Annotated in this window: 33 protein-coding genes and 1 tRNA gene; 29 read left to right on the top strand and 5 right to left on the bottom strand. The window is 62.6% G+C overall.

Features of this window, described 5'->3' with window-relative positions:
• Positions 1-17: 17 nt before the first annotated feature.
• Both AB9K35_RS15935 and AB9K35_RS15930 read left to right on the top strand, forming a co-directional pair.
• Positions 18-488 carry an Lrp/AsnC ligand binding domain-containing protein gene (locus AB9K35_RS15935; RefSeq protein WP_222453862.1) on the top strand — a complete coding sequence of 157 codons (471 nt, stop codon included), beginning with the start codon at positions 18-20 and terminating at the stop codon, positions 486-488.
• Between the two features lie 140 nt (positions 489-628).
• A tRNA-Leu gene (locus AB9K35_RS15930) sits at positions 629-714 on the top strand.
• Positions 715-824: 110 nt separating this feature from the next.
• On the opposite strand, the gene AB9K35_RS15925 is transcribed toward AB9K35_RS15930, so the two are convergent.
• The 5 genes from AB9K35_RS15925 to AB9K35_RS15905 form a co-directional block, all read right to left on the bottom strand.
• On the bottom strand, positions 825-1,871 hold the full coding sequence (locus AB9K35_RS15925; RefSeq protein ID WP_369927550.1) for a tyrosine-type recombinase/integrase: 1,047 nt from the start codon (positions 1,869-1,871) through the stop codon (positions 825-827).
• On the bottom strand, positions 1,868-2,077 hold the full coding sequence (locus AB9K35_RS15920) for an AlpA family transcriptional regulator (protein ID WP_222453860.1): 210 nt from the start codon (positions 2,075-2,077) through the stop codon (positions 1,868-1,870). The genes AB9K35_RS15925 and AB9K35_RS15920 overlap by 4 nt, the downstream gene beginning before the upstream one ends.
• Before the next feature lie 166 nt (positions 2,078-2,243).
• The gene (locus AB9K35_RS15915) at positions 2,244-2,591 is read right to left on the bottom strand and encodes a hypothetical protein (RefSeq protein WP_369927547.1); all 348 of its coding nucleotides are present in this window, start codon (positions 2,589-2,591) and stop codon (positions 2,244-2,246) included.
• A 230-nt stretch (positions 2,592-2,821) separates the two neighbouring features.
• On the bottom strand, positions 2,822-3,091 hold the full coding sequence (locus AB9K35_RS15910; protein WP_222453858.1) for a hypothetical protein: 270 nt from the start codon (positions 3,089-3,091) through the stop codon (positions 2,822-2,824).
• 227 nt (positions 3,092-3,318) lie between these two features.
• Positions 3,319-3,621, bottom strand: coding sequence for an XRE family transcriptional regulator (locus tag AB9K35_RS15905; protein ID WP_369927545.1), 303 nt, complete (start codon positions 3,619-3,621; stop codon positions 3,319-3,321).
• 87 nt (positions 3,622-3,708) lie between these two features.
• Between AB9K35_RS15905 and AB9K35_RS15900 the strand changes: the two genes are divergently transcribed.
• From AB9K35_RS15900 to AB9K35_RS15770, 27 genes are all read left to right on the top strand, one after another.
• Complete coding sequence (locus AB9K35_RS15900) at positions 3,709-3,966, top strand: carph-isopro domain-containing protein (RefSeq protein ID WP_369927543.1); 258 nt, start codon at positions 3,709-3,711, stop codon at positions 3,964-3,966.
• Positions 3,963-4,286 carry a hypothetical protein gene (locus AB9K35_RS15895; RefSeq protein ID WP_369927541.1) on the top strand — a complete coding sequence of 108 codons (324 nt, stop codon included), beginning with the start codon at positions 3,963-3,965 and terminating at the stop codon, positions 4,284-4,286. The genes AB9K35_RS15900 and AB9K35_RS15895 overlap by 4 nt, the downstream gene beginning before the upstream one ends.
• Positions 4,283-4,465 carry a hypothetical protein gene (locus AB9K35_RS15890; RefSeq protein ID WP_369927539.1) on the top strand — a complete coding sequence of 61 codons (183 nt, stop codon included), beginning with the start codon at positions 4,283-4,285 and terminating at the stop codon, positions 4,463-4,465. The genes AB9K35_RS15895 and AB9K35_RS15890 overlap by 4 nt, the downstream gene beginning before the upstream one ends.
• Positions 4,458-4,895, top strand: a complete 438-nt coding sequence (locus AB9K35_RS15885; RefSeq protein WP_369927537.1) for a DUF1937 family protein — start codon at positions 4,458-4,460, stop codon at positions 4,893-4,895. Before AB9K35_RS15890 ends, AB9K35_RS15885 begins: the two co-directional genes overlap by 8 nt.
• Entirely contained in the window at positions 4,892-5,548 is a 657-nt protein-coding gene (locus tag AB9K35_RS15880; protein WP_369927535.1) for a hypothetical protein, read from the top strand. The genes AB9K35_RS15885 and AB9K35_RS15880 overlap by 4 nt, the downstream gene beginning before the upstream one ends.
• A gap of 184 nt (positions 5,549-5,732) precedes the next feature.
• Positions 5,733-6,311 carry a hypothetical protein gene (locus AB9K35_RS15875; RefSeq protein ID WP_369927533.1) on the top strand — a complete coding sequence of 193 codons (579 nt, stop codon included), beginning with the start codon at positions 5,733-5,735 and terminating at the stop codon, positions 6,309-6,311.
• Positions 6,304-7,083 carry a hypothetical protein gene (locus tag AB9K35_RS15870; protein WP_369927531.1) on the top strand — a complete coding sequence of 260 codons (780 nt, stop codon included), beginning with the start codon at positions 6,304-6,306 and terminating at the stop codon, positions 7,081-7,083. Before AB9K35_RS15875 ends, AB9K35_RS15870 begins: the two co-directional genes overlap by 8 nt.
• 104 nt (positions 7,084-7,187) lie before the next feature.
• Positions 7,188-7,550, top strand: a complete 363-nt coding sequence (locus AB9K35_RS15865) for an HNH endonuclease (RefSeq protein ID WP_369927529.1) — start codon at positions 7,188-7,190, stop codon at positions 7,548-7,550.
• A gap of 140 nt (positions 7,551-7,690) precedes the next feature.
• Positions 7,691-8,170 carry a P27 family phage terminase small subunit gene (locus AB9K35_RS15860; RefSeq protein ID WP_369927527.1) on the top strand — a complete coding sequence of 160 codons (480 nt, stop codon included), beginning with the start codon at positions 7,691-7,693 and terminating at the stop codon, positions 8,168-8,170.
• A complete protein-coding gene (locus AB9K35_RS15855) occupies positions 8,167-9,996 on the top strand; it encodes a terminase large subunit (protein WP_369927525.1) in 1,830 nt (609 codons plus the stop codon). Before AB9K35_RS15860 ends, AB9K35_RS15855 begins: the two co-directional genes overlap by 4 nt.
• Positions 9,987-11,291, top strand: a complete 1,305-nt coding sequence (locus AB9K35_RS15850; RefSeq protein WP_369927523.1) for a phage portal protein — start codon at positions 9,987-9,989, stop codon at positions 11,289-11,291. The genes AB9K35_RS15855 and AB9K35_RS15850 overlap by 10 nt, the downstream gene beginning before the upstream one ends.
• A gap of 12 nt (positions 11,292-11,303) precedes the next feature.
• Positions 11,304-11,903 carry an HK97 family phage prohead protease gene (locus AB9K35_RS15845; RefSeq protein WP_369927521.1) on the top strand — a complete coding sequence of 200 codons (600 nt, stop codon included), beginning with the start codon at positions 11,304-11,306 and terminating at the stop codon, positions 11,901-11,903.
• Between the two features lie 65 nt (positions 11,904-11,968).
• Positions 11,969-13,252 (top strand): phage major capsid protein, encoded by a 1,284-nt coding sequence (locus AB9K35_RS15840; RefSeq protein WP_369927519.1) that lies wholly within the window; start codon positions 11,969-11,971, stop codon positions 13,250-13,252.
• A gap of 65 nt (positions 13,253-13,317) precedes the next feature.
• Positions 13,318-13,539 carry a hypothetical protein gene (locus AB9K35_RS15835; RefSeq protein ID WP_369927517.1) on the top strand — a complete coding sequence of 74 codons (222 nt, stop codon included), beginning with the start codon at positions 13,318-13,320 and terminating at the stop codon, positions 13,537-13,539.
• A 55-nt stretch (positions 13,540-13,594) separates the two neighbouring features.
• Complete coding sequence (locus AB9K35_RS15830; protein WP_369927515.1) at positions 13,595-14,179, top strand: hypothetical protein; 585 nt, start codon at positions 13,595-13,597, stop codon at positions 14,177-14,179.
• Positions 14,179-14,517 (top strand): head-tail adaptor protein, encoded by a 339-nt coding sequence (locus AB9K35_RS15825; RefSeq protein ID WP_369927513.1) that lies wholly within the window; start codon positions 14,179-14,181, stop codon positions 14,515-14,517. Before AB9K35_RS15830 ends, AB9K35_RS15825 begins: the two co-directional genes overlap by 1 nt.
• Position 14,518: 1 nt before the next feature.
• The gene (locus AB9K35_RS15820) at positions 14,519-15,004 is read left to right on the top strand and encodes a hypothetical protein (RefSeq protein ID WP_369927511.1); all 486 of its coding nucleotides are present in this window, start codon (positions 14,519-14,521) and stop codon (positions 15,002-15,004) included.
• On the top strand, positions 15,001-15,363 hold the full coding sequence (locus tag AB9K35_RS15815; protein WP_369927509.1) for a hypothetical protein: 363 nt from the start codon (positions 15,001-15,003) through the stop codon (positions 15,361-15,363). The genes AB9K35_RS15820 and AB9K35_RS15815 overlap by 4 nt, the downstream gene beginning before the upstream one ends.
• 48 nt (positions 15,364-15,411) lie before the next feature.
• Complete coding sequence (locus tag AB9K35_RS15810) at positions 15,412-15,858, top strand: hypothetical protein (RefSeq protein ID WP_369927507.1); 447 nt, start codon at positions 15,412-15,414, stop codon at positions 15,856-15,858.
• Positions 15,855-16,211, top strand: a complete 357-nt coding sequence (locus tag AB9K35_RS15805; protein WP_369927505.1) for a hypothetical protein — start codon at positions 15,855-15,857, stop codon at positions 16,209-16,211. Before AB9K35_RS15810 ends, AB9K35_RS15805 begins: the two co-directional genes overlap by 4 nt.
• Before the next feature lie 38 nt (positions 16,212-16,249).
• On the top strand, positions 16,250-16,528 hold the full coding sequence (locus AB9K35_RS15800) for a hypothetical protein (protein ID WP_369927503.1): 279 nt from the start codon (positions 16,250-16,252) through the stop codon (positions 16,526-16,528).
• Positions 16,529-21,700: a hypothetical protein gene (locus AB9K35_RS15795; protein WP_369927501.1), complete on the top strand. Its 5,172-nt coding sequence runs from the start codon at positions 16,529-16,531 to the stop codon at positions 21,698-21,700.
• Positions 21,700-22,605, top strand: a complete 906-nt coding sequence (locus AB9K35_RS15790) for a hypothetical protein (RefSeq protein WP_369927499.1) — start codon at positions 21,700-21,702, stop codon at positions 22,603-22,605. The genes AB9K35_RS15795 and AB9K35_RS15790 overlap by 1 nt, the downstream gene beginning before the upstream one ends.
• A 12-nt stretch (positions 22,606-22,617) precedes the next feature.
• The gene (locus tag AB9K35_RS15785; protein ID WP_369927497.1) at positions 22,618-24,513 is read left to right on the top strand and encodes a peptidase G2 autoproteolytic cleavage domain-containing protein; all 1,896 of its coding nucleotides are present in this window, start codon (positions 22,618-22,620) and stop codon (positions 24,511-24,513) included.
• Positions 24,498-25,106 carry a hypothetical protein gene (locus AB9K35_RS15780; protein WP_369927495.1) on the top strand — a complete coding sequence of 203 codons (609 nt, stop codon included), beginning with the start codon at positions 24,498-24,500 and terminating at the stop codon, positions 25,104-25,106. The genes AB9K35_RS15785 and AB9K35_RS15780 overlap by 16 nt, the downstream gene beginning before the upstream one ends.
• A gap of 65 nt (positions 25,107-25,171) precedes the next feature.
• The gene (locus AB9K35_RS15775) at positions 25,172-25,900 is read left to right on the top strand and encodes a lysozyme (RefSeq protein WP_369927493.1); all 729 of its coding nucleotides are present in this window, start codon (positions 25,172-25,174) and stop codon (positions 25,898-25,900) included.
• Positions 25,897-26,172 (top strand): hypothetical protein, encoded by a 276-nt coding sequence (locus tag AB9K35_RS15770; protein ID WP_369927491.1) that lies wholly within the window; start codon positions 25,897-25,899, stop codon positions 26,170-26,172. The genes AB9K35_RS15775 and AB9K35_RS15770 overlap by 4 nt, the downstream gene beginning before the upstream one ends.
• The last annotated feature ends 272 nt before the right edge of the window (positions 26,173-26,444 follow it).

Below are 26,444 nucleotides of genomic sequence, written 5' to 3'. Positions count from 1 at the left end.
GATGCTCGGTAGTGCAAATGGACTTTTCTGATCTGGACCGTCACGATATCGCGATTCTGAACGAGCTGAGCACGGACGGGCGCATTTCGATCGCTGATCTTGCACGCCGGATCGGTCTGTCAAAGACGCCGACCCAGACCCGGCTGAAGCGGCTGGAAGCGGAGGGGATCATCACCGGCTACCGGGCGCTGGTTGATCCGATCCGGTTGGGGCTGGATCACGTCGCTTTCGTCGAGGTCAAGCTGAACGACACCCGAGAGGCGGCGCTGGCCAAGTTCAATGCCGCGGTCACACGGTTGCCGGAGGTGGAGCAGGCGCATCTGATGGCATCGCACTTCGACTATCTCCTGAAGGTTCGCACCCGCTCCATGAGCGACTACCGGGCGGTGCTCGGCGAGAAGATCTCCGCCCTGCCGCACGTGGCTTCGACGTCGACCTATGTGGCGATGCAGGCCGTAAAAGAGGATGAGGCGCTGGCTCCCCTGTGATTTCCGTTGTTCTCGGCAGCGCGCGCCCACGGGGTTTTCTGACGGCGCAAAAATGCGCGTATTCGGCGAGAAAAGACATTGTCGTCATGCTGACAGGAGGTTAGACCATGCACGCGTGGCACTGCCGCCCGGTGCCACCTGCGGACGTGGTGGAATGGTAGACACCGGAGACTTAAAATCTCCTGGCCTTATGGCCGTGCGGGTTCGAGTCCCGCCGTCCGCACCACTGATTTTAAAGGGAAATTCTTTCTCTTTGCGAAGTGCGGAAATCGTCGAAACTGCGCCACTCCCACAACCTGCTCCCACAGTCTCCTTTCGTTCCCGTTCTGGTCCAACCTATTTTCGGCGCAGTTGAGCGGAGCGTGACAGGGCCTTTCGGCTTGCGCGGGCGCGGTAGTAGGCCACCATTTCGGCGCTCTGGTTTGTCACCGCCTGGATCTCGGCATCACTGCATCCGGCCTCGGCGAGGCGGATGATGGCGAGCTTGCGCAGACCATGTAGCACGTACTTCTCGGCCTTGGGTCCGAGACTGGCGCGCCACTCCCGAAAGGCTTTGGACAAGGCCCAATAGCCACGCGGCTGAGTAAGGTTCTTGGCCAGCACATAGGCCCCCTTGCGTGGCGCCGCGGCGATAAAGTTCCGAAGTTCCTGGGGGCAGTAGACCTCCATCCGCTCATCGTTCTTTTCGTCCAGGACGCTCATCCATTCGCCGTCAAAGTCCGAGAAGCGCATCGAGATTGCAGCGTTCGGGCGTTGGCCAGTGTTCAGGATCAGCGTTGCTGCTGCGCGCACATCTTCGGGTGCTTCGTCCAGCCTATCGACCATCCATTGCGGCCACGGTTCATATTCCCGCTGCTTGCCGTAGTGATCCACGCCCTTCGTTGGATTGTCTCCGAGCGGCCAATCCAGCTTGTTCGCGCCATAGTTCCACAGCAGGCTGATCGTCTGTAGGTAGCGATCGGCCTTTCGCGGGGTGTCGGCGAGCTTGGCGTGGGCTGCACGCACCGCGGCCTTGGAGGTGCGCCGGACATCCTTGTCGGCGTTCTTTTCGAGAATGCCCTCCATGTCTCGCCGGTAAGTCTTTTTGGTCCCGTCGGAGAGTTTGCCCTGGATTCGAGGGTCTTTTCGCCAGGCTTCGATGAGGGCGCGCCAAGTATACTGTGCTTGGACCTTCTGTCGCTGGTGTTTACCTGCAGCGCACTCCCAGTAGAGCACATCCAGGCGTTCCGCATCGCCTTGCCAATCCAGTTTCACCGCTCGCTCGCGACGCTTGCCGCCTTCCGTCCAGGTGACCCGGTGGTAAGGATCCCAAATGCCGCGCCGACCGTTCCACTTCCAGGCGAGGTTCGGCTTGGTGATCCTGGGCTTGGGAGGCTTCTTCAAAGCTCAAAGTCCTCTGATGGCCGTGCGGCCGTGCCGCTGAGTATGGCGCGCAAATCGTCGGCGCGCCAACGCTCCACGCCGTCCGCCAGTCGGACTGGACCGGGCAGGGCACCATGTTTGACCAGGGAGCGGAACTTCGTCACCGAAAGATCCAAAAAGGCGGCAGCGTTGGCTTCACGTAAGGCCGCAGGTTGAATGGTTGCCATCTATTCATCCTCTTTCAAATGCGCTTCGGCGAAGGGAGCCGGTCGGCATTCTTTGGGATTGTGGGGCGCGGCGCGGATCTGTGAGTGGTGGCCTGTTTGCCGCGCCCCGGCGGTGCGGGTGGCCGGTCCCGCGAGATGAAACGTGTCCAGTGTGATGGTTTCAGTTTCAGATTCTATCCTTAAGTCGATTTGTATTTGTCGGCAATGGCTTAGCGCCGTTGTAAGGGCAGTCAGGTCGACCATCTGTCGCGCGCCGAGTGCCGTCGAGGGTGTGGTGGATCCGCGCGGCGCGAAGCCAGGCATCCAGCGCCGATGGCATGTCGCTGCCTGAGGCCGAGAGGCCCAGCAGGGAGAGGTGCCAGCGTGTCGCCGCGAAGTCGAACCGGTCGCTCGGATCCATGCTTTCGGGCGTAAGCTTGCCGCCCAATTCTTGCAGCAGCATTGCCTGGCCAAACCGGCAGCGGGCGCGCAGGGCGCGGGCGGCAGCGTAGATTTCCTGGGCTGTCGACGGCATCGGTGTCCTGTCCTTGGATGGTCGCGGGCGGCGGATGGAATGGAGGATTGCGCCGCCCGCGTTGATCCGCGCCGCAAGACGGGCGCGAAACCTCAAAGAAAAGCGGCGCGTCAATCCTCCATCACGCGCCGCTACTCGGCTATTTCTGTTGGGGTGGTGCCCGCGGTGGTGATCGGACACTGCGGCTCGCCGCTGAGTTTGTGGTCGGGCGGGCGCGGGCCGATCTCGGGTCAGGCTGCATCGCGGTGTGGAACCGGGATGTTCTTCTCCGCGATGAGTGCGCGCACCTTTGCGCCGACACGGGCAAGGGTCTGGTCGGTAGGTTCCGGCGCAGGTTCGGGCCGGTCGATCAGGTGCGCTGCACGCAGCCGGGCGGGGTCGAAGCCTTGGCCGCGTGCGGCTTTCATCGTGGCCCATGCCTGAGTGAACAGGTGTGTATCGTCCAGATAGTCTTCGGGTGATCCGACGATCTGGCGTGCAGTGTTGGTGATGTCTTGCATTCAATCCTCCATCGGTTGATAGAGTGATTGGTAGTCCGAAAAATGCGGACGCGTCAAGCTGTCAGTTCAAAAAAATCGGATCAGCTTCACCTGAAATTAAGGCGGTGAAGTTTGCTTCCCGGATAAGTGGGGGGATTTAAGAATCGGAGAGCATAGATTGATTAGATTGGTTGCGCGGTTGAGGTGCTTGGGGTTGGACTTGAATTTGCTGTTTGATCCCGTGTGGACTATTCGGCTTCTAATGCAGCGAAAAGGCGATCCTGAACATCTTGGGGGAGCTGCGCGAAATCGCCGTGCAGGATGAAGTTGAAGTCGATCCTGTGCTGTCGATAGTAGTATTTCATCGTAGCTATACTTGGCGCTCCTCGGCTTTCCTGGGAGTGAAAGGTCGTCTTTTTGAGGCCGAGCGCCTTTGCCACTTCAAGTTGTTGTAGGCCGGTGGTCCGGCGTGCCGCCAGAAGCCGGAGGCGGATTGCCTCAGGGCTTACATCACCGGTCCTTGCGAGCTGTTCTTTTTTGTCGATGTCCATTTTGATTGACTAGCCCAAATCCGAATAAAATGAACTTTCTGTTCGTCGTACCTTGAAAGTCCGATAAATTCGGACTAACGCTTCCGTATGGATACACGGAAGTTCATAGAAGCGCTGGGTGGATACCGGCAGGTCGCGAACCGGCTTGGGAAAGGTCGCACAACGGTACATACGCACATGCAAGCGGGTGTCTTGCCTGCCTCTTGGTATGATGCGCTGTGCCAACTTGCGGTCGAAAAGGGCATTGATGCGCCTCCTAAGAGGTTCTTCTCGTTCCTCGACATGAGCAAGGCTTCGTGCTCCGAGCTGATCGAAAAGGATCCGCAGGGGGAGGCTGCGGCATGAATCGCCCCAAGCTGACTTTGATTGTGAACAACGGTACCTCATACCAGCAGCATGCAGCGGGCACGGCCAAAAAGTCTTGGTCAAATCAGTTTGACCCTTACGCGTTGAAGGCCCAGGCGCCAGATCTTTGGTCGGCCTACTTCCGCGCTCGTTTCCGCAGCCCGCGCGAGGTTGCGCTGTTCTGTGACGTGAGTTTCCAGACGGCATTGAACTGGTGGGGCGCGGTGACTGCGCCTGCGAGCCATATCGCGCTGCTGGTGATGTTGACGGACCCTGGCGCGCCCAGGTTTTTCGGCAAAGCGCTGGAGCGGGCGGCATGAGCGTTTCAAGCGCGATCATTCCCAACACTGCAGGTGGGGCCGCCATGTACCTTTGCCTGAGCGCTGACCGGGGGCAGGCGCGCCTGGGAGTGGCCCCCAATCACCTCCCTGTGGACCTTGGGCGCGCGGTGGCCTCGCTGCTGCGCGCCCCTTTTTGGGCGGAGGTGGTGCATGCTTGATTTCTCGGGCCCGTACAACTGGCAGCGGCTGCGCCAGCGCGCTGGATGCGCTGCTTTGCTGCATGAGGGCGCTTTGCTGGCTGATGTGGCGTCGATAGCGGCAGGCAAACTTGCCTGCCTCGCCACGCCATACGCGGGGTTCGACGGCGGGCCGGTGCTGGCTGCAGATCTTGCCGTTGCCTGGATGGGGATGCTGGCGCAAGTCGGTATCCTGCCGCTGTCTCCGGCTTTCATGGCCTCGGAGGCCGGTCTTGCCGTCGAGGATCCGACCGGACCGGTGCGCCATGCGGACCTGGTTGTCGTGCCGACGCTACCGGGCTGGCAGCAATCTGCCGGGGTCTGGCAGGCGGCTTTTCTGGCGCTCGAAATGAACAAGCCGGTCTTCGTTCTGGACGGAGGCGGGCCGAATGATCCGGAGGTAGGGCTGTGAAAGACGTGGTTGACGGTCTGGACGGGCGGACGCCTGATACTTGGCCATTGCAGCGCGGGGAAACCTTGTCTTCGCACGACTGGTTTCCCTTCTACGGGCACAAGTTCCTGTCGTCGCGGTTCCTGAGCAAATGCGTCATGACCGGCAGACGGGCGGACATCGGCACCGCGTTGATCCTGTGGTCGGAGGCGATGCGGCAGGATCCGGCGGGCACGCTGCCGACGGATGACCTGGAGCTGGCCGACATAGCCCGGTTCCGGTCTGTCAGCGAATGGCAGGAGGTTCGCGAGACCGTGCTGCATGGCTGGGTGACTGTGCTTGTCGAGGACCCCCGCTCGGGCGAGGCGGAGGAGCGCCTCGGGCATCCCGGTCTGATCGAGGAGATCGTCCAGGACATGTACAAGCGCAAGCGGGGGCGGGATGCCGCGCGCGAGGCGGGGCGGCTGGCGCTCAAGAAGCACAAGATCCGCAAGAAGATGGCGGAGATGGGCGCGCCCGATCACATCATCAAGGACGACCGAGCGATCACCGCGCTGGCGGAGCACTTCGAGCACTCCGAGTTGTACATCACGCCGGACAACGTGCGGGCGGCGATGGTCGAGGTGCTTGGTTACACCGGGGATGTGACGCCGATCAGTGCCGCGCGGAAGTGAAATTCATCTGAAATGAAGTGAAATGATTTCACCTGATTTCAGTACGATTTCAGGTCTTTCGGTGAAATTGCCCTACAGGACAGGACAATAAAAAACAGAAGAATACAGAACACCTTACTGGGGCCGCCGCGAGGTGAGTGTTTGAGAAAAACGTGTAGTTGCTGAGAAAGAGGGGAAATGGGCTATGAGCAGTAAAGAGCAGGCCGAGGCGGAGCGCCGGGTCAGGCAACGCCTGGTCGAGCCGCTGCAGCGGTTGGGTCTGGCGCGGCCCACTGGCGTCACTGCGGCGCAGTTTGAAGCAATGATTGACGATCTGTGTGGGCGGCTTTCCTACATGAGCGAGATGAACCTGGATGCGCTGGCCGAACAGGCGGCCGCTCGCCCGGGCGGTCGTGATGGCAACCGCTTTCCGATCGCGGCGAAACTCTTGACCTGGGCGGCGGAGATCCAGCCGCCCGCAGACAGCGCGTCACCGTTGATGCGGGCCGTCTTTGCAAGTGCGATCGGGCGAGCCGCAATGGCGGAGGACTGGGCGCCGGAGCTGCTGTCCTTTTTGCGCAAGAACCGCTGCTGGCCGAAGGAATATGACCTGCGCGGAATTCGCGAGCGGGCGGTTGAGGCTCGGCAACGGCTGCAGAAGCAAGACGAACAAGCAGCCCGTGGCTTTATCGTTGCGGACACTGAGCGGGAGTTTCGTGCAAGGCGAGAGGCGGCGCTTGACCGCTGCAAACGGATCGTTGAGGCGGTGGCTTCGAATGACTGAACATATCGTAATCGTTGCGCCTGACGGAGGCGCGGATCTGAAACCGGTGGCGGCGTACCTGGCCGCGCGCGCAGCGCGGGCCGAGGAAGAGGCGGCACGTATCGAGGCGGTGAAAGCACGCGGCAAAGTGCCGAGCGTTTGCGGGGATGAAATCCCTGAGGCTCCAGCCCGCGGCCCGTTTCAAGTGTTCGAGCCGGTGAGCCTCTATCCGACAGGGGAAGATGAGTTCCAAGCGGCGCCATCGGGGTATCGCGGCAGGTCAGCCATGCGTTGCGCTGACACGTTTGACGTGATGGCGGCCAGCGCCGCCCGTCGCAAGCGGCCAGCGCCATTTACACCGGGGCAGGTGGCCATGGGCCGTCACTACCGCGATCTGGTTGAGCGACATGCTTGCGCAGGTCTGCAATGCTCTTCGATCGAAGCGGTGCGGTCGGGAGGCAGCGGGCAGGGCGGCGCATTCATGGATGCGGTTCTGCGCGACCGGGAAGAGATCGAACGCCTGCGCCGCCGTGTCGGTTCGGGATATGCAATGCAGGTGCGACGGGTGCGCCCCTCCGATCGCAACCGCCGTCGACTGATCAGCGACCTTCAGCTGGTTGATATGGTGTGCATCGAAGACCGGACGCTGTCCGAGGTGCTCGAGGCCTGCGGCTGGGTGGGCGATGGGCAGCGGGCATCTGGCAAGCATATCAAGGCGTTGCAGCTGGCGCTTGGGGCCGCGTTAGACCGGATGGCCGGACCGGTGCGGCAACCGAAGATTGTGACCCTGTGACGAAGGGGCTTGACGGTTAGTCCGACTGCGTGCCAATGAATATGCATCATCACAAATTGCGCCCGCAGGAAACTGCCGGGCGCTTTTGCTTTGGGGGTTCGCGTATGACGGCCCGTAGTGAATACCACCACCTCTACAACCTCTCGGCCTGGCGGCGGCGCTTGCGGCCTCAGCACCTTGAGAAGGAACCGCTGTGCCGGGCATGTTTGCGGCGCGGTATCGTGAATGACGGCACGCTGACCTCGGCGGGTGTGGAACAGCCTAATCCGCGGCGGCGCTTCCTGGTGGTGGATCACCTGGTGCCGCATCGCGGGGACAAGGCGCTGTTTCTGGATCCGGATAATCTGCAGACGCTCTGCCCGGATGACCACGATCAGAACAAGCAGCGGCTGGAGACGCGGGGTTATTCGGAAGAGCGTGGCGAGGACGGCTGGCCACTGGATCCGATGCATCCGGCCAATGAGTAGGGTTGCCGACCCGTTCCGAACGGGAGGGGGAGGGGCGCAAGAAAATCCGCTTCGGGTGGAAACCGGAGGGGGAACCTTTCTGTGCGCAAAGTGGAAATTGAATAGAAAAAGCCACACTGGAGAAGGAGTTAGGTAGGGTCATGCGGGGGCGGAAACCAGCAGAAGAAAAGGTTGTGCCGCTCACCGAAGACGGGGGCCAGCTGCACAACCTTGATGAGCGCGCCCGGCTCCGATTGGAGGAGCTGCGGCCAGAAGGACTGACCGGTGAGCTGCGCTGGACCTTCGATCGCCTGGCGCTGCCGCTGTGCCACCCAACCGTCGATCGTCTGAAGCCGCACAACGTGTTCATGTTCCGCCAGCTCTGCGCCGCGGTGGTCCGGCATGAGCGGTTGACCCTGGAGCTGGAAGAAACCGGCGAGACCTACGAGAGCGAGACCCGCAACGGCAAGCAACTGAAGGCGCGCCCGGAGGTTGCCCAACTCAATGAGACCTTCCGGCAGATCCGGGCGCTGGCCAATGACTTTGGCATGACGCCTGCGGCGGAGCGGGGGCTGTCCGGCGGCGGGCAGATGGGGTTCAACTTCCCAGACCCGAACGGGCCGGAGAGCTATCTGACGTGACCGACGCGGTTGAGCCGGTCTCCTACGAGGATGATCCGGTGACAGCCTGGGCGCAGGACGTGGTGGCCGGGAAGATCGTGGCGGGGCCATATGTCCGGGCGGCGGCGGCGCGGCATCTGCGCGATCTGGTCGAGGGACCGAAGCGCGGCCTGAAATGGGATCTGGCCGCCGCGAAGCGGGCCATCAACTTCTTTCCCGAGGTGCTGCGGCTGAACGGCGGGCAGTTCGAGGGCAAGCCGTTTCACCTGCACCCGAGCCAGGCGTTTCGCATCGGCTCGCTGTTCGGGTGGAAGAAATACAGCACCACGCATCGTGCCTGGCTGCGCCGGTTCAAGCGCTTCTATGACGAAGAGGGCAACGGCAAGTCGCCGATGCTCGGCGGCATCGGTCTTTACATGCTGGTGGCGGATGGGGAGCCGCGGGCGGAGGTCTATGCGGCAGCGGCCAAGAAGGACCAGGCGGGCATCTTGTTCCAAGACGCGGTGGCGATGGTCGATCAGTCGCCGGTCCTGAAGCGCCGGGTGTCACAGCAAGGCGAAAATCCGGTCTGGCAGATGACCTATGTTGGGCGCGGCGGGGACAAGCGGAAGTTTAAGCCGCTGTCGGCCGAAAAAGCGCAGTCTGGCCCGCGGCCACATTGCGCGCTGACAGACGAGGTGCATGAGCATCCCAACCGGGACGTAATCGACATGCTGGAACGGGGCTTCAAATTCCGCAAGCAGCCGCTTTTGTGCATGGCGACGAACTCCGGCACCGACAAGAAGTCGATTTGCTGGGAAGAGCATCAGCACGGTGTAAACGTGGTGACCGGCGTGCAGGAGGATGACAGCACCTTTGCCTTCATCTGCTCACTGGATGAGGGCGATGACTGGGAGAATGACCCGAGTTGCTGGCCAAAGGTGAACCCGCTTCTGGGGGAGACGATCGAGGAAGACTATCTGCGCGAGGTGGTGAAACAGGCGAAGATGATGCCGGGCAAGCGCAATGGCATCGCGCGGCTGCACTTCTGCCAGTGGACGCAATCGGTCAAGGCGGCGATCAAGCGCGACGCCTGGACCGCCTGTCACGGTGATGTGGACCCGGAGGCGCTGACCAAGGCGGGCTATCCCTGCTTCGGTGGTCTCGACCTTAGCCAGGTCAGGGACTTTACCGCGCTGACGCTGACTTGGGTGCTGGACGCCACAAAGGACGCGGAAAAGCTGGTTTCAAAAACATGGTTCTGGACGCCGAAGGATACGCTGCTGGATCGCTCGGCGCGGGACCAGGCGCCCTATGAGCTTTGGGTCGATAGGAAGTTCATCGAGGCGGTGCCGGGTGAACGGTTGAAGTATCCGTGGCTGGCGGATGCGCTCGCGGATCTGAACTCGCGCTATCAGCCGGAAGTGATCGCCTGCGACCAATACGGGCTGGAACGTCTGAAGGATAGCCTGACGGAAAAGGGGCTGGTGCTGCCGACCGAGGTTCATCCGCAGGGGTTCCAGAAACGGGTGCTTGAAAAGGTGCCCGATCCGACCAACCCGGGGCAGGAGGTCGAGATCTACCTGTGGATGCCCGACTCGATCAACAAGCTGGAGAACGCGATCTATGACGGTCGATTGACCGTCGCGAAGAACCCGCTTCTGGACAGTATGGCGGCCTCCGTGACCTACGCCGAGAACCGGACGGGGCACCGGATGTTCGACAAGGAAAAGGCGCACGGGCGGATCGACGGCATGGTGTCGCTCGGCATGTCCGTCGGGATGGCGCTGTGCCGGGAACGCGGGCAGCCGGAACAATCGCCCTGGGCGGATGATGATTACTCGCTGGAGGACACACTTTGGGACTGACGGGAATTTTCCGGCGCGGCACGGCGGCGCAGGCAGCGGCCCCCGTGGAAGACCGGGCGCAGGTGGTCGTGGACAGCGGCGAGGCCACGATCGCGGAAGTGCTGAGCGGAGAGGTGACCGAAGGTGTCACCATGAAAGAGGCGCTGTCGCTGCCCGGCGTCTGGGCGGCGATCAACTTCCTGTCGGCGGCCATGGCGGGATTGCCGGTCGAGGTGTTCGAGAAGACCGGCGAGCCGGGCGGCGACAAGAAGGTGAGCGGTGGCGTGGCCGATGTGCTCGGCGCGGCGGTCAATGACAGCACAACCAGCTTTGCCTGGCGGGAGACTTTCTTTGCGGAGGTGTTCGGGCCCGGGCGTGCCTACACCTATGTCGAGCGGCGCGGGGGCAAGGCGGTGAACCTGTTCCCGATGGAATACGACCGCACCACCGTGCGGAAGGTGAAGGGGCGACTGTTTTACGACTATCGGGAGCCTTCGGGGAAGGTGAAGACCTATGAGGGCAAGGACGTGATCGATATCGCGTTTTTGCTGAAGCCGGATCATGTGGGGCACCACAACCCGGTGATGACCTGCGCCAGCGCGATCCGGCAGGGGCTGAACGCCAACCGCTACGCGCTGACGGTGTTCGGCAAGAACGGTGTGCCGCCCTACGTGCTGAAAGGCCCGTTCACGGCGGCCAAGGAAATGATGCGGGCGGCGGCGGACCTGATGAAGGTCACCCGCCGGTCGGCAGAGGAAGGCAAGCCGGTTCTGCCGCTGCCCTCCGGTCACGATCTTGTGCGTCTCGGCGATGATCCGGAGAAGATGCAGCTGACGCCGGTGCAGATCTTTGCGGTCGGGCAGGTGGCCCGGATCTACCAGCTGCCTCCGGTGTTTTTGCAGGAACTGAGCAAGGGCAATTACAACAACATCGAGCATCAGGATTTGCACTTGGTGAAGCACACGTTGCGGCGCTGGGTGAAGAAGTTCGAGCAGGAGCTCACGCTGAAGATCTTCGGGCGTGGCTCCAAGCGTTACGTCAAGCTGAACCTCGACGGGATCATGCGCGGCGACTTCAAGACCCGCATCGAGGCGATCGTGAAGGCGATCCAGAACGGTCTGATGACCCCGAACGAAGGCCGCGCGCTGGAGAACCGGGCGCCGCTGCCGGGCGGCGATACGCTGCTGGTGCAGGGTGCGACGGTCCCGATCGAACTGGCTGGCAAGGCCTTTGCCAAAGGCGCGGCGGGGGCCGCACCTGAAAATGATGCCGAACCCGATGAGGGCGCGGCGGGACAGGAAACCGACACAGACTGAGAGGAGGCCGCCATGAGCGACCCGCAACGCGAGGTGCGTTTCTGCGCCGTCGCGCCCATTGAGCTGCGCGACGCCGACACCGGGAGCGATTTGATCAATGTCACCGGCTATGCGGCCGTTTTCGGAGAGCGGGCGGAGATCGGCCCGCTGGACCGCTGGGGTTGGGCCGAGGTGATCGAGCGTGGTGCCTTTGCCGAGGCGCTGTCCCGCGGTGATGACGTCACCTTTCTGGTCGACCATGTCGGATTGCCTCTGGCGCGCACCTCGTCCGGCACGCTGAAGCTGGCGGAGGATCAGCGCGGCCTGCGTGTTGATACCGCGCTGGACCCGTCTGATCCGGACGTGCAGCGGATCCTGCCGAAAATGAAGCGGGGCGACATGTCCAAGATGAGCTTTGCCTTCATTGCCGACAAGGAGACCTGGGACGAGACCGGGGATTTTGCCCTGCGCACGATCCAGTCGGTTCAGCTGTTCGATGTCTCGATCGTGACGGACCCTGCCTATGACGGCACCGAAATCGGGCTGCGGTCAAAGACCGCGGCCTTGGGCGGCGACAGTGATTTCTATCGCCGCCAGATGCAGATGCGCGCGCGTCTGTCCGGCCTGGCCTGACCGGCCCGCCCAGCAAATTCGCGCCTTGGGCAAGCGCAGTTTCCAGACAACCGAAAGGGTTTGATATGTCGAAGATCAAGGAGCTGCGCGAGAAGGCGCAGAAGCTGCTGACCGAGGCCACCGGCATCCGGGATGGCATCACTGAAAAGACGCCGAAGGATGAGGCGCGTGCAGCGAACGAGAAGTTCGATGCGATGATGGACCAGTACGATGACCTGGTGAAAGAGGCCGATCGCGAAGAACGCGCCTGGAAGGCCAAGCAGGAAGAGGAACAGCGCCGCGAACAGCGTGAGCGCGAAGAGCGTGAAGAGCGCCGCCCCGGGCAGGAAGATCGCAGCCATTCCCCCGGCGAGAACGTCAGCGACGAATACCGGGAAGCTTTCCGCCAGTACCTTGCCTCTGGTGCCGACCTGTCCGAGCTGAGCAAGGAGGCGCGCGATGCCCTGCGCGCGGGGTATCGCGAAGAGCGGGCCCAATCGACCGGCTCGGGGGCGACGGGTGGTTTCCTCGTGCCGACCACCTTGGCCAATGCGATCAACATTGCGGCCGCGGCGCATGGCCCGATGATGGATGGCAATATCGCCACCGAGATCAACCTGTCCAACGGGGCGCCCTTTGATCTGCCCAAGGTCGATGACACGGACGAGGAGGCGAACCCCCATACCGAGGGCGACGAAGGCGTGGATGACAATTCCGGCGATATCATCCTCGCCAAGACGTCTCTGCTGGCCTACGGGCTGGTAACGCCCTGGATCAAATGGTCCTTTGAGCTGGCACAGGATTCCTCCTTTGGCTTCGAAGCTCTGCTGGCCAAGCTGATCGGCGAGCGCCTTGGTCGCAAGGGGAACAAGTGGCTGACGGTCGGCACCGGGACCAATGAGCCGCTGGGCTTCGTCACCGGCGCGCCGGTCGGTCACACCGCTGCGGCGGCGACTGCTCTGACCTTTGATGAGATCATGGATCTGGAGCATTCGGTGGATCCTGCCTACCGTGGCGGCCCGAAAGTGCGTTTCCAGATGCATGACCAGACCGTGAAAGCACTGCGCAAGCTGAAGGATACGAACGGGCGCTACATCTGGTCGGATGGCGACGTGACCAAAGGTGTGCCGGCCACGCTGAACAACAAGCCGGTGTCCTTCAACCAGGCCATGGCGCAGATCTCGGCCGGGGCCAAGCCGATCGCTTTCGGGGACTTCTCGGAATACTACGTCCGCAAGGTGGGAAGCCCGCTCATCGGCGTGGCGCGCGAAAAGTTCTTCCCCAACCTTGGCATCATGGGTGTTCACCGGATCGACGGTGCCCCCGCGCAGACCAAGGCGATCAAAACCCTGCAGATGGCTGCGGCCTGACCCAGCCCGGTTGCGGCGGTCCCCTCGGGGGCCGCCTTTATATTTCTCTTTCCCGAGGACTTCCCATGAAGATCAAGATCACGACCAATTGCGCCGGTCCCTTCGGCAGTTTTACCGTGGGACAGACGCCCACCGTCGCCGACGAGCTGGGACGCGACCTCCTCCGTGCGCAATATGCGGAACTGGTTGACGCGAAGGCGCAGCCGCCCGCACCTCGTTCCGAGGCCACCGAGGCCACCGAGGCCACCGAGGCCGCAGCCAAGCCTGCACGCAAATCGAAAGCTTGAACCAAGCCGTGGCAGCTGAGCGCTGCTGCGGTGCAGACCTCCGGAGGATCGCCCCATGGCCCTGACCCTTATCAGCCCGCCTGCGGTTGCGCCGGTGGAACTCGCCAAGTTGCAGGCGCATTTGCGCGTGGAGCCGGGCGACGATGATGAGTTTCTGCAGCATTGCCTCGATACGGCGATCGCGCAGTTCGACGGTGCTGATGGCGAACTTGCGCGGGCGCTGGTCAGCCAGACCTGGCGCGAGACCTTTGAAGCAGTGCCTGCGCGGGGGCAGTCGGTCGAGCTGTTTCTGGCGCCCGTGTCCAGCGTGGCCCGTGTCGAGGTTTTCACCTCGGCCGGAAATTGGGAGGCGGTGCCCGAGGCCTCGATCGAGTTGTTCGAGGACGATGGCAGGTTTCGGGTGGCTGCGGCGTCAGCGTGGCCGCGCCACGGGCTGCATCGCGCACCGCTGCGGATTGAGTATGTCGCGGGATACGGCGCTACCGCAAACGCCGTGCCCAAGCCGGTCTGTCATGCCGTACTGCTGTTCGCGGCGCATCTCTACAAGGCGCGGGAGCCGGTCGTGTTCGAGGGCGCGCCGGTAGAGGTGCCGCTGTCGATCGGACGGCTGGTTGCGAACTTCAAGACCTGGTGGCGGTGATGCGGATTGCGCAGCGTGATCGACGCATCCTCATCCTGAAGGCCGCCTTCACGGAGAATGAAGCGGGCGAACAGGAGGCGGCGGGCTGGGACGAATTCGCCATGCCCTGGGCTGCCTATCAGCCGGTCAGCGATGGCGAGCGGCAGCGGGCGGCGGCGGTTGAGCAGAAGACGGATGCCCGGTTTCAGGTGCTTTGGACAGCAAAACTTGCAGCGGTCACCGGTGCCTTCCGGATCCGCTTTCAGGGGGATGACTGGCGGATCACTGGGGTGAAGGAAATCGGGTACCGCGACCGGCTGGAATTCACGGCCTGGCGGCTGGTGAAGGGGGCAGACTGACATGGCCATGAAATTCAAGATGGAAGGCGCGGGCGATATCGAGCGCGCCCTTGCGGAATTGGCCCGCGGGACTGCGAAGGGCACGATGCGGCGGGCGATGAAGAAGACGCTGAAGCCCGTGGCCAAAGCTGCAGAAGGCCTTTCGGGTGGAAACTTCAAGGTGGCAGTGACCAGCAAGCTCGCGGCCAGCCAGCGGCGGGATGCCCGCATGGATCGCGGTCGCAGCAAGGTGGTTCTCTATGTGGGGCCGGTCATGCCGGATGGCGACACGGCACCGCACGCGCACCTTTATGAGTTCGGCACCGTGCAGCGCTTTCACAAGAAGTCTGGCAAATCCGTGGGCGCCATGCCCGCACGCCCGTTCATGCGCCCGGCTTGGGATGCGCACCAGGCGACCATGCTGGAAACGCTGAAGCGTGAGGCGTGGAAGGAAATCGAAAAGACGGTCGAGCGCGCACGCCGCAAGGCGGAAAGGGCGGCAAGATGAGCATGGAAGGTGAGCTGAAAGACCTGCTGAAGACGCTTGGCTATCCCGTGGTCTGGGGCGTGTTCGGGGCGGACGTGGGCTTTCCGCGCATCAGCCTGCAGCGGATCAGCAATGTCACAGGGTATTCGCTGACCGAGCGGACAGACATTGAGACCGCGCGCATCCAAGTGAATGTCGCAGCCGAGAAATACGGTCACCTGATCGGCCTTGTGCCGCTGGTCTCGCAAACCCTGACAAGTTTTCGCAGCGGTTCGGTTATCCGCTGCAAAGAGATATCCCGCCGGGACGGTTCCTCGGAAACCGGTGGTGATGTGATCCGGCTTCAAATGCTGGATTTCCAGGTGCGTTACCGCGCCTGACCCTGCCGGGCGACCGGCTTTCTCACAACATGATGAAAGGATGATGTGATGGCACAAAATGTCATTGCGGGTGATCTGTGTACCGTGAACTGGTCCGCGGACGGCGTTGCCTGGACGGAAATTCCCGGCTGTAAGACGGTCGGCATTCCGGAAGAAACGCAGGAATACCGGGACCGTACCTCGCTGGACAGCCCGGGCCGCAATCGCGAATGGGGCACCGGCTTGACCGATACGGGCGAGTTGACCCTGAACTGCTACTACTCGACGGCGCTCTATGAGCAGGCGCTTGCCTACAAGGCCGCTGGCAAGCCGGTCTATTTCCAGGTGGTGCTGCCGCCGGAAGACGGCGTGCAGTCGACCGGCGACACGTTCGATTACCAGGCCTTCCTGAACCCGTCGATTCCGGCGGTAGATCAAGACGGCGATCTGATGACCGACCTCAAGCTGCGTCCGACGGGGCTGGTCAACTGGACCAAGGGGGATCCGGTCGTATGATCAGCACCCATTCCGTGAAGGTGGGCAAGAAAACCCACAAGCTCAAAGCTTCCATGCGGGCGCAGGTGCGGCTGGAAGAAGAAACCGGCAAGCCGATCGGCGAGATCCTGTCCCAGCTTCTGAGTGGCGCTGGCGGCGTGAAACTGGTGTCGCAGGCCTGGGCGGCGTTCCTGGAGGATGGGGCCGGTGTCGAGCTCGATGATGCACTGGATCTGCTGGATGCGCTTGGCGGTGCAAACGCAGCGGGTGAGCACCTGTCCAAGGCGCTGCAGAACGCCTTTCCGTTCCTGCGCGAGGAGGAGGGAGAAGGCGGCGAGGGTGACGTGGGAAACGCGGAGAGCCCGGCCGTATAGACTGGCAGAGGCTGTTTTCGGTGTGGTGCGAGCTGGGCTTGCATTACGCCGAATTCTGGCAAGTCAGCCTGCGCGAATATGATCTGATCACCCGTGCCCGGATCAAGGCCAAGGATGCCGAGTTCTCGGCTCTGCGGGTGCTCAATCAGGAGCTGGGCATCCTGGTGCAATATGCCTTCCACGATCCGAAGAAGATGCCGGATTTCACCCAGGCAAGCGGCGGCAAGAAGAAAGTCGGCCGCGACAAGAAGCACGAACTGGCGCAGCTGCGCGCCGGTTTGATGAGCATGCATTACCAAAGCAAGAAGGGGCGGTAGATGTCCGCAGTCATTGGCGCGCTTCGCGGTGTCCTCTCTCTGGATTCCGCTGCATTCGAGAGTGGCGCGAAGCGCTCCAAGGCCGCCATGGGCGATTTGGAACGGCGCATGATGCGCATGGGGGCGGGGATCGAGGCCGCCGGACGCAAGATGGCGCTGGGTGTCACCTTGCCGCTGGCGGGTGCGGCTACTGTTGCCGTCAAATCCAGCCTTCAGGTGATCGATGCTCAGGCCAAGATGGCGCAATCGCTCGGCACCACTGTGAAGTCGATGCAGGTGCTGGAACGGGCCGCTGACTTGTCGGGCGTCTCGATCGGTGAGGTGCAGCAGGCGACTTTGCAGCTGACCAAGCGCCTGAGCCAGGCGGCGAGCGGATCCGGTGCGGCTGCCAAGGCGCTGACCCGTCTGCATTTGAATGCGCGCGAGTTGCAGCAGCTGCCGCTTGATGAGCGGCTGGCAAAGATCCAGTCGGCGCTTGCGAACTATGTGCCGGAGGCGGAGCGAGCCGCCGTGGCCTCGGATCTGTTCGGCAGTCGTGCAGGGTTGATCTTTACCCGGATCGATGGCTCCGCCCTGCGCACCGCGGCGGAGGATGTCGCGCGCTTTGGTCTTGCCGTGTCCGAAGTCGATGCGGACCAGATCGAAGTGACGAATGACGCGATTTCCCGGCTGGGCCTGGTGGGGCGTGGTGTCGCCAACCAGCTTGCCGTTGGGTTGGCGCCGTCGCTGGAGTACCTCAGCGAAAAGGCAGCGGATGCCGCAGAATGGTTCAACGGGTTGGGTGAGCGCACGAAGCAGTTCATTTCTGTTGGGGTAGCACTGACCGCGGCTGTTGGCCCGGCGGCGATCGGGCTGGGGCTTTTGCTGAAGGTCGCGGTGCCTTTGGGAGCCGCCTTGCTGGGAACCGTCTCAGCAGTTGCACTGGCACCGGTCAAGTTTCTTGCGGCAGCGAAGGCCGCTGTGGCGCTTGAAGTCGCGCTTGGCGCGACCAGTGCGAAAGCTGCGCTTGCCAGCATTTCCGTCAAGGGTTTGACCCGTGGGCTGAAGCTTTTGCGCATCGCGGCAATGGCAACCGGGATCGGGGCGCTGGTGGCCGTTGCGGGGGGCATCGCGGCCGGGTTCGTGCAGTCACAGCAAGCGGCTGAGGACTATGCCGAAGCCGTGCAAATGGTGGCCGATGCACATGACACGCTCACCGCGGCAACGGACGCGTTCTACAAGAACATGACCGCCAAGAACGCCGAGGCAATGCGCCGGGCCGCCGAGGCTGCACGTGATGCCACGCGTGAGGCGTTGGAAGCCGCGAGGGCTGAGCTAGAGGCCGCATCCTTCACCACGAACTTCTTTGGGGCCAGCCTTTGGGAAACAGACCGGATGGCGGCCGCGCGGGCGGAAATAGATCGGCTTGGGGCTGCGCTGGCAGAAGCCGAGGCGCGCCTCGATGCTGCGACCGTTGCCGCGCAGCGTGTCGCTTCAGAGACGGGAGCTGCGGCTGACAACACCGGCAATGCGGCCGACAACAGCAATGCCCTGGCGGGCGGGCTGGGATCTGCTGCGGGGCAGGCGTCTGCGCTGAGTACCTACCTTGCTTCGGTGCCGGGTGCCTTGGCCGCCGCGCAGTCCAATATCGCCGGATTGAAAGCGGGCATGGCGGTCCTGTCGGCTGGTGGGGGCGTGGCAGCGGCAAACGCTGCCAAGTACCGCGCCGAACTCGAAGCTGCGGCCGGGCCGCTGGATCAGATGCAGGATGGGCAGCGCGCTTACGTGCAAAGCACCATTGAGCAGCGTGTTCAACTGTATGAGCAGGAACAGGCTTTGCGGGCTGAGTACCAGAAGCAGGTGAACGCACTGAACAGTGTCAAATCTGCGGGTGGAGCCGCAACAAAGAGCGCGCTGGCGGGGCTGAAGAAGGAGATTGCCGATCGTCGGAAACTGGTCGGCTTGTCCGAAACGCAGCGCAAGCACATGCAGGCGGTGCGCCAGGTGCAGCAGCGTCTCGGCAAAGAGGGGGCCGGGCTGAGCAAGGCGCAGATCCACGGCCTGGCGGCGCAGGTGGTCGAGCTGGACAACGTGGAAGGCCGCATGCAGCGCGTCAAAGACTTGCAGGGCCAGTGGAGCGAGGCAATTACGCGCACCGCGTTCGAGGGTGGCAGCCTTGGCGACACGATCAAGGGCATGCTACGCGATATCGCCTACCAGTTCGCGCACACCAAGATCGTGCTGCCTGTCATCGCCTCGGTGACCGGGTTCCTTGGGTTGGATCAGCTTTTGCTAGGCAGCGGTGGTCAGGCCGTCGCTGGTGCGGCGGGTGGCGGCGGTGGTCTGCTGAGCCTGTTGGGAAGCGGTGCGAACCTGCTGGGCGGCGGCGGGGCCATTCTCGGCGGTTTTACTTCCGGTCTTGGTGGGATCTTGTCTGGCGGTGGCCTTGGCGCCAGCTTTGCGAACCTTGGCGGATTGGCGACAGGTGCGTCAGCGGGGTGGGGCGCCTTGGGCGCGGCGTTGCCCGCGCTCGGCATCATTGCGGGCGGGATCGCGGTTCTCGCGAAAGCCTTCAGCCGGAAATACAAGGGGTCAGGAATCGACGGAGCCCTTAGCCATGAGGGGTTCGAGGGTGGGCGCCTGTTCGATTTCTACAAGGGCGGGATATTCCGCAGCGACAAATGGGTTCACAAGGCCATCCCGCAAGAGATGACCGACGCCCTCGATGCGGCCATGAAGGGTGCGGCTGCGTCCGTGCTGGAGCTGTCTGATGCCCTGAACCTCAGCACCAGCGGTCTGAAGGAAATGGAGAATGTATCCTTTTCCATCTGGACCAATGGCAAGTCGCAGGAACAGATCCAGGAACTCCTTCAGGCGCAGGTGCAGAGGACCGCCGAGAAAATGGCGGAACTGATCCTGACGAACGAAAAGTATATCCGGGCAGGTGAGACCCACTTGGAGGCACTGGACCGCATGGCGTCAGGCTTGATGGCGGTCAACGACATGATGGACCTTCTGGGACGCACTGCGTTCAAGGCCTCTGTTGAGGGTGGCGACCGTGCATCCGACCTGGTTGAGGCGTTCGGTGGCGCAGAGCAGATGCGCGCTGCGGCCAATGCCTATTTTGCCGGGTTCTACAGCGAGGCGGAGCAGGCGGACGCATTGCGGCGCCGGGCACTGAAGCAATTGCGCGGCGAGTTCAAGGAGCTTGGCCTTGCCATGCCCAAAACCCGGCAAGGTTTCCGCGACCTTGTTGAAGGTGCTGACCTGACCACCGCGGCAGGCCGCGCGCTTTATGCCGAGCTTCTGCAGCTGGCCGCCGGAATGGATCAAGTCCTGCCAAAGGTTGGTGCGTTCTCCCAAGCCATGCAGGGGTTGGTCGGCAAGGTCGGGGCTGAGATTGAGCTCCGCATCGGGGCCGCGCGAGATATGGCGGCGGATGCCAAGGCCGCGGCGCAGCTTTGGTATCGCGCCGCTGGGACGCTTCGGGATTTTCTTGGCAGCTTGGTCAATTCCGACCTGACCGCCGCCAGTTCAGCCCAAGCGCTGGCGGTCCAGCGAGGGCGCTATGAAAGCGCATTTGAACGGGCGCGCGGCGGTGACGTCCAGGCGGCGCAGGCCATCCCGCAATTGGCGCGGGCATACCTGCAAAGTCTTCGGGCAGGGGCGGCCAGCTCGCTCGTATATCGCCGGGCCGCGGCTGAGGTTCAGGGGCAGTTGAACCTGGCCGCCGGCATCGCGGACCTGGAGGGCGCGAACCAGGACATTTTGCGCGGGCTTTACGAGCAGCAGATCGAGGTGCTGACAAGCCTTGGCCAGTTCCTGCAGTTGGAAGGGCTGACCGCCGAGGAGGTGGGGCAGCTGGGCGCCGGTGTGCAGGCGCTGGCGGAGGATTGGGACGGGACTGTTGGAGCCTTTGAGGGCGCTTTGGGAGCGCTGGAAGATGCAATCAAGAACGCCGAAGCTTTCAGCTATGATGACCTGGTGGGCCGCCTCGATGTTGCAGTGGGGCTGGATGACAATGCGCCAAAGTGGCTGAAGAAACTGGTGGCGCGCGCGGATAGTGGAATTCGGACCTCGCTGGATTTCGTGATCCGCAACGACGAGTTGTCGCCAGCCGACAAGTGGATCGCGACCAATGCCTTGTCCGAGCATGTTGCCGCGCTGGATTTGGTGCTGCGTGAAGATCTCGACGCGAAGACCCGCAAGCTGGTCCTGAAGACCTCGGCCAACCTGCGGCGTGACCTGAACTTGAACCTGGCGCAGGATCTTGACCCGAAGACGCGCCAGATGGTGCTGACCCGCGCGGCCACCCTGTCACGCCGGGTGAATGTCGCCTTGACGAAGGAGGGCGGCGCGACGGTGCGTCAGCTCAACCGCCTGCAAGATCTGATCGGTTCTAAAGGGAACGGCAAAATCACCTTCGGTGGCGGTGTCTTCTTCGAGCCGGATACGGCTTTCAGCACGCTGTTCGAGGACGTTGCCGACAGCAGCCGAGGCCTGATCAATCCGATGGGTAAGTTGTCTCGCATGCTGGGCAGGCTGCAGGCCGCCGTCGACAAGGACCGCAAGCAGCGCGAAACAGCCTTGAAGATTTCGGACCTGCAGAGCAAGGGCGCGCAGGCGATGTCCGACCTCTCGAACATGGATGGCCAGTCTATCATCAGCAAGATCCGGGCGCTGGAGCAATCCACCGGCGTCAGGTTGAACCCGGGCCATACGCTGAAGGTCGGAGAGGACGGCCAGATCCAGTACAGCGCGGATCACGTTGTGCGCAGTGCGGGAAGCAATCTGGACGCGTGGCGCAAGCAATTCTGGGCAGACGGCGGGCTGGAAGATCAGATCTTCGGGTTCAACCGCTCCAAGCGGCAAATGGAGGGCAAGCTCGACAAGCTGCGACAGCAGTTGCGCGCCTTGGGGGCTGTGCCGAAGTTCGCAACTGGCGGTCTTCACTACGGTGGCCCGCGCATCGTCGGCGAGCGCGGGTGGGAGATCGAGAACACGGGCGCTTCTCGCATCCACAGCCATGCAGAAAGCGTGGCGATGCTCGACAACCGGCCACTGGCGCAGGCGATCGATGCCTTCGCGAAAACCGCCCTGGCGCAGGGGCAGCGAATGGAGCTGTTCGTGCGCAAGATTACGCAGTTTCTGGAAGATTGGGATGAGGCCGGGCAACCGGCGGAGCGTGCGTGATGGATTTCAATATCATTTCCCCGATGCAGGTGACCGATGTGGAATTGGTCGCCTCGAACATTGCTGAAAATGATCACCCGGACTGGGGTGCCGGCACCACCTATGCGGCCGGTGACAAGGTGATTTCCACCGCGTCGCACCGGATCTACGAAAGCATGCAAGACGGAAACCAGGGCAATGACCCGGTGGCCGACGATGGCACCTGGTGGCTGGACCTGAGGGCAACGAACCGCTGGTCCGCCTTCGACAACCGGCGTTCGAACAAGGCCCGCCGCGCGGATCAGATCACCTATTCGATCGTCCCGACGCAGGACTGTGATGCGATCTCTCTCTTCGGCCTAACCGCCGGTTCGGTGCGGATCGAGGTATGGGATGGCGCGGTCAGGATCTACGACCAAACCTTTGTCATGGCCGATACCGGCCATGTCGTCAGCGTCTACACCTACTTCTTCGGCGGCATCGTCTATGCCCGGCAAAAGGTGTTGAACGGCTTCCCCGGCTACATCGGGCACCGGATCGACATCACGATTTCCGCGATCGGCGCGACGGCAGAGGTCGGACATATCGTGCTCGGCCGGAACCACCTTCTCGGCACCGTTCTGAACCTGCCGCGCATCGATTTCGTCAGCCACAGTCGAAAGGGCTATGACGACTTCGGCGAGGAGATCCTCGTCAAGCGCGGCTCGACCCGGAAGGTCGAGGTGTCCCTTGCGGTGCCCACCATCCAGGCGCCGCGGGTGATGGATATCATCGACGAAGTCGATGGGCTGGCGACCGCCTTCTACGCCTCGGGCAACGGCCCGAACTTCGGGGTCGAAGGCCTGGGCTTTGTGGATGACCACGGCCAGCCGCTCGATGTGGCGGGTGAGTCCGTTTTTCCCCTCATTCTGAAAACCCTCAAATAGGATCGATCGAGCATGAGCATTCCCAGCTTCTCGGAATGGCCGGACATTCCGCAGCGCAGCGCGCCCGAGGCGGATTTTGACGCCAAGATGTACGCGCTGTTCCAGCATTTCGCGACCACGCACCGCAATGAAATGCTGGCGTTCATCAACTTTCTTGAAAACAACAGCACGGTGATCAACGGGGCGCTGAACGGCACCTCGATCGGCCTTAACACGCCCGCGGCGGGCAAGTTCACGACACTGGAGGCGGACAGTCTTGGTGGCGCGGCGGTGCAGGCCAGCGCCACTGATGCCACGGTGGGCAAGCTCATGAAGGTTGGGGCGTTTGGGCTTGGGGGATCAAGCCTTCCAACTCTGGATGATTGCAACAAGGCCGGTCTGGTGTCCGGGATTTATCGCACAAACAGTTCCACCTTGAATGGTCCGCCTGCGGGTAATGATTGGGGCATGATGTTTGTGCTGGTTGCGGGGCCCATTGTAACGCAACTTTGGTTATCGGACGGAACTTCGAGTTTCCATGCAGAGGAGCGGATGTGGGTTCGCAGTGGTTCCATGGGTGGAACATACTCTGACTGGCAGCAAATGATTACCGGAGTGGGCAACCAGAAGATCAACGGTAAACTACAGGTTGAGGACGGGTCCGCGGGCCACGCTATCGCGGACAACTTCGTTGTCAGTAAGAACGCGGGCGATGTTGGTATGTCGCTGCTGACGCGCGACGGTGACGGGTTTGCACGTTTCTACCTTGGTTCTCAGACCGACACGCAAGCCGCAAAGGTTCAACACAACGAGAACACTGACGAACTGACTGTGCAGGCCAAAGGTGATCTTGTCTTGCAGTCTGGCGGAACCAATGACCATGTAACCATCGACAGCTCGGGCAAAGTCGGTATCGGCAGAAGCCCTGCCGCCTATCTTGACGTCTTGAACAACGTGGCAGGCCATGCGGCTAATTTTGAGTCCGGTAGCGGGAACGCGTCAAACAACCATGCGATGGGGGTGTCCCACAACAGCGCGTCATTCACAAATGATGTTGTGCGTATCATCGCCGCGAAGTCTGGAAACTCCGACTATTCCCTCTTGACCGCCCGCAGCGGCGGCGGGGCGGATATTGAGTTTCTTCTGACCGGTGATGGTTTGGGAAAAAGTGATCGAGGGTGGGAAGGGACCGGTGCGGACTATGCGGAATATTTCGAATGGCTGGACGGCAACCCGGATGCTGAAACCCGCACCGGCCTGTCCGTGGTTCTGGATGGCGATAAGATCCGCCCGGCGCAGGATGGGGAAACCCCCATCGGCGTGATTTCGGCTAATCCTTCCGTGGTCGGTGACGGCGATATTGACCGCTGGAAAGGCAAGTATCTGCGGGATGATTTCGGCGCCTACATCTGGGAGGATTACGAGGCCGTAAGCTGGACCGAAACCGTCACCGAGACCGAGACGGTGCAAGAACAGGCGACCGAGGCACAAGAGCGCACCCGCGAGGTGATCGAGGTGGCGAACGGGCAAGCGGTCAAGAAGATCGTGACCGAGACGGTCCAGGTGCCGCTGTTCGATGAGTTCCCGCTGGTGGATGAGGCGGGCAACGATCTGGGCACTTACCGTGTGCCGCGCATGGTCGAGGTGGTGAGGGAAACCGCTAAGGACGTGGGCCGCAGCTACGCCGCTGATGAGGTGCCCGAGGGCGTGACTGTGCCGGCCGATGCCGAGCGCGTGACCCAGAAACGCCGCAAGCTGAACCCGGAATATGATCCGTCGCAGCCGTACATCCCGCGGGCCGAACGCCCTGAATGGGATCTGGTGGGCCTCATGGGCAAGCTGCGCATCCGCAAGGGACAACCTGTGGCCCCGAGCTGGATCAAAATGCGCGACGTGTCCGCGGAGGTGGAAGAATGGCTGGTAAAGTGACCGCGGGGAGTGCTGTGGCCGCATCCGTCCGTAAGTTCTTCCTGGACGAGTCGCTCAAATGGATCGCTCGCACCGGTTTCGCTGCGGTTCTGGTTCTGTTGGCGGCAATCTTCACGCCGCTTAGCGACCAGGCGCTGGCGATCTGGCGCAGCCCTGATAGCCTTGAGCGCATCGATCGGCGACTGGCGCACCTGGTCGACCGCATCGATGAGATCGCGGGCGAAAACCGGATCATTCGCCAGCCGCGGGGCTACAGCTATGTCGAGGAGCCGGTGCGCGAAGGCGAGCCGCTCTGGATTGTGCTCTACATGGCCCGAACCAAGGCGGGAACGAACTGCACCTTTGTCGAGGGGGCGAGCGTTTTTGAGGACAGCCGCGGCGTTCGGCAAGGCGGATCTCGCCTGAAGCCGATTACGCAGGTTGGTATGTCTCCGGAGCGTTTGAGGGCGCCTGTAGACATGCCGGCCGGTCTGCGCCTGGGGCGTGTCGGCGTGCATATCGTCCTCGAATACCGCTGCCCGGTCGCAGGGGGGACAGAAACCCGCTGGGACCGCACTGACACGTTGTTCTTCGAGTTGCTGCCGAAGGCCTGATCCATCCCCCTCACAATTCAACTTCAATGGCCCGCCTGCGGGCTCTTTTGGCATGGAGAATTCCCATGAAATTTATCGACAACTGGCAGGCCACGCTGAAGGGCGCCTGGTCTGTTCGTCTTCTGGTGCTGGCAGCCGTCCTGTCGGTTGCCCCTGTATTCGTTTCGCTGGTCACGCCCGACATGCTGGGGCTGGACCCGCTGTGGTTTGCGCTGGCGGCGACCGTGGTGAACCTGCTCGCCATTCCGGCCCGGGTGTTGGTGCAGCCTGCCTCGGGGCTTTGGCGGGCGTTCCGGCGGGATGAGAGCGGTGCCTTGTGCAAGCGGACCGTCGGCCTGATCGCGGGCGGGTCGGTCGCTCTCGCCTCGGCGGTGTCCTTCATCGGCCAGTGGGAAGGGCTGAGGACGCAGGCCTACCGCGACATCGTTGGCGTCTGGACGGTCTGCTATGGCGAAACCAAGGGGGTCAGGCCCGGCGATCGCTACAGTAAAGCGGAGTGCGATGCGATGCTGGCGCGGGAAGTCGTCAGCTACGAGGCCGCATTGGACCGTTGTCTGACCGCAAAGGTGCCCGTGGGGGTCAAGATCGCGCTGGTGTCCTGGACCTACAATGTCGGTGCGGGTGTCGCCTGCCGCTCGACGCTGGTACGCAAGGCCAACGCAGGCGATCTGCGCGGCGCCTGTAATGAATTGCCGCGTTGGAACCGGGCAGGGGGGCGGGTGATCCGTGGCCTGACCAATCGCCGCCTGTCGGAGCGATCGATGTGCCTGCGGGCGCTGGATGCGGAAGCATGAGAGGGGCGGCCGTACTGGTCGCCCTCGCGGCTTTGGCGGCGGTTGCCGCGTTCGGCTATCGGCAGGGGGCCGCGGACTACCGCGCCAGCTACCAGGCGCGCGAGCTGGCTCAGATCGAGGCGTTCCGGAAACTGGAGGCCGCCCGGATCGAGGCTTTGCGCGCCCGCGATGAACTCTCACGCCAACTGGAGGAAAAGGCCCATGCGGATCCTGTTGCTGTGCCTCGCTGTCTCGGCCCTGGCCGGGTGCGGCGGCTCAATGCGCTACGCTGAGGCCGTGGAGCCGTGCGCGGCGCCGGTGCGTATCCCAGAGGGCTGGCTCAGCGATCAGCAGGTGGAGCTCCTATGGTCCCGGGACCGGCGCGCGCTGCTGAATTGCGGGGAGAAGGTCGAGGTTCTGTCGGGGCGACAGCCCCGCCAGTAGACGTGATGTGCGGCATTGAACGGCATCCAGTCTCGTGTTCGGCTTGTATGCTGATGAGCTGTTCGGCCACTAGAATTGTTCGCTTCACAAGAGGTTTCGAAATCGGACCGAATTCTAATCC

This window comes from Leisingera sp. XS_AS12 (genome assembly GCF_041224635.1).
Lineage (GTDB): Bacteria > Pseudomonadota > Alphaproteobacteria > Rhodobacterales > Rhodobacteraceae > Leisingera.
This window is presented reverse-complemented; position numbering and strand designations above follow the sequence as displayed.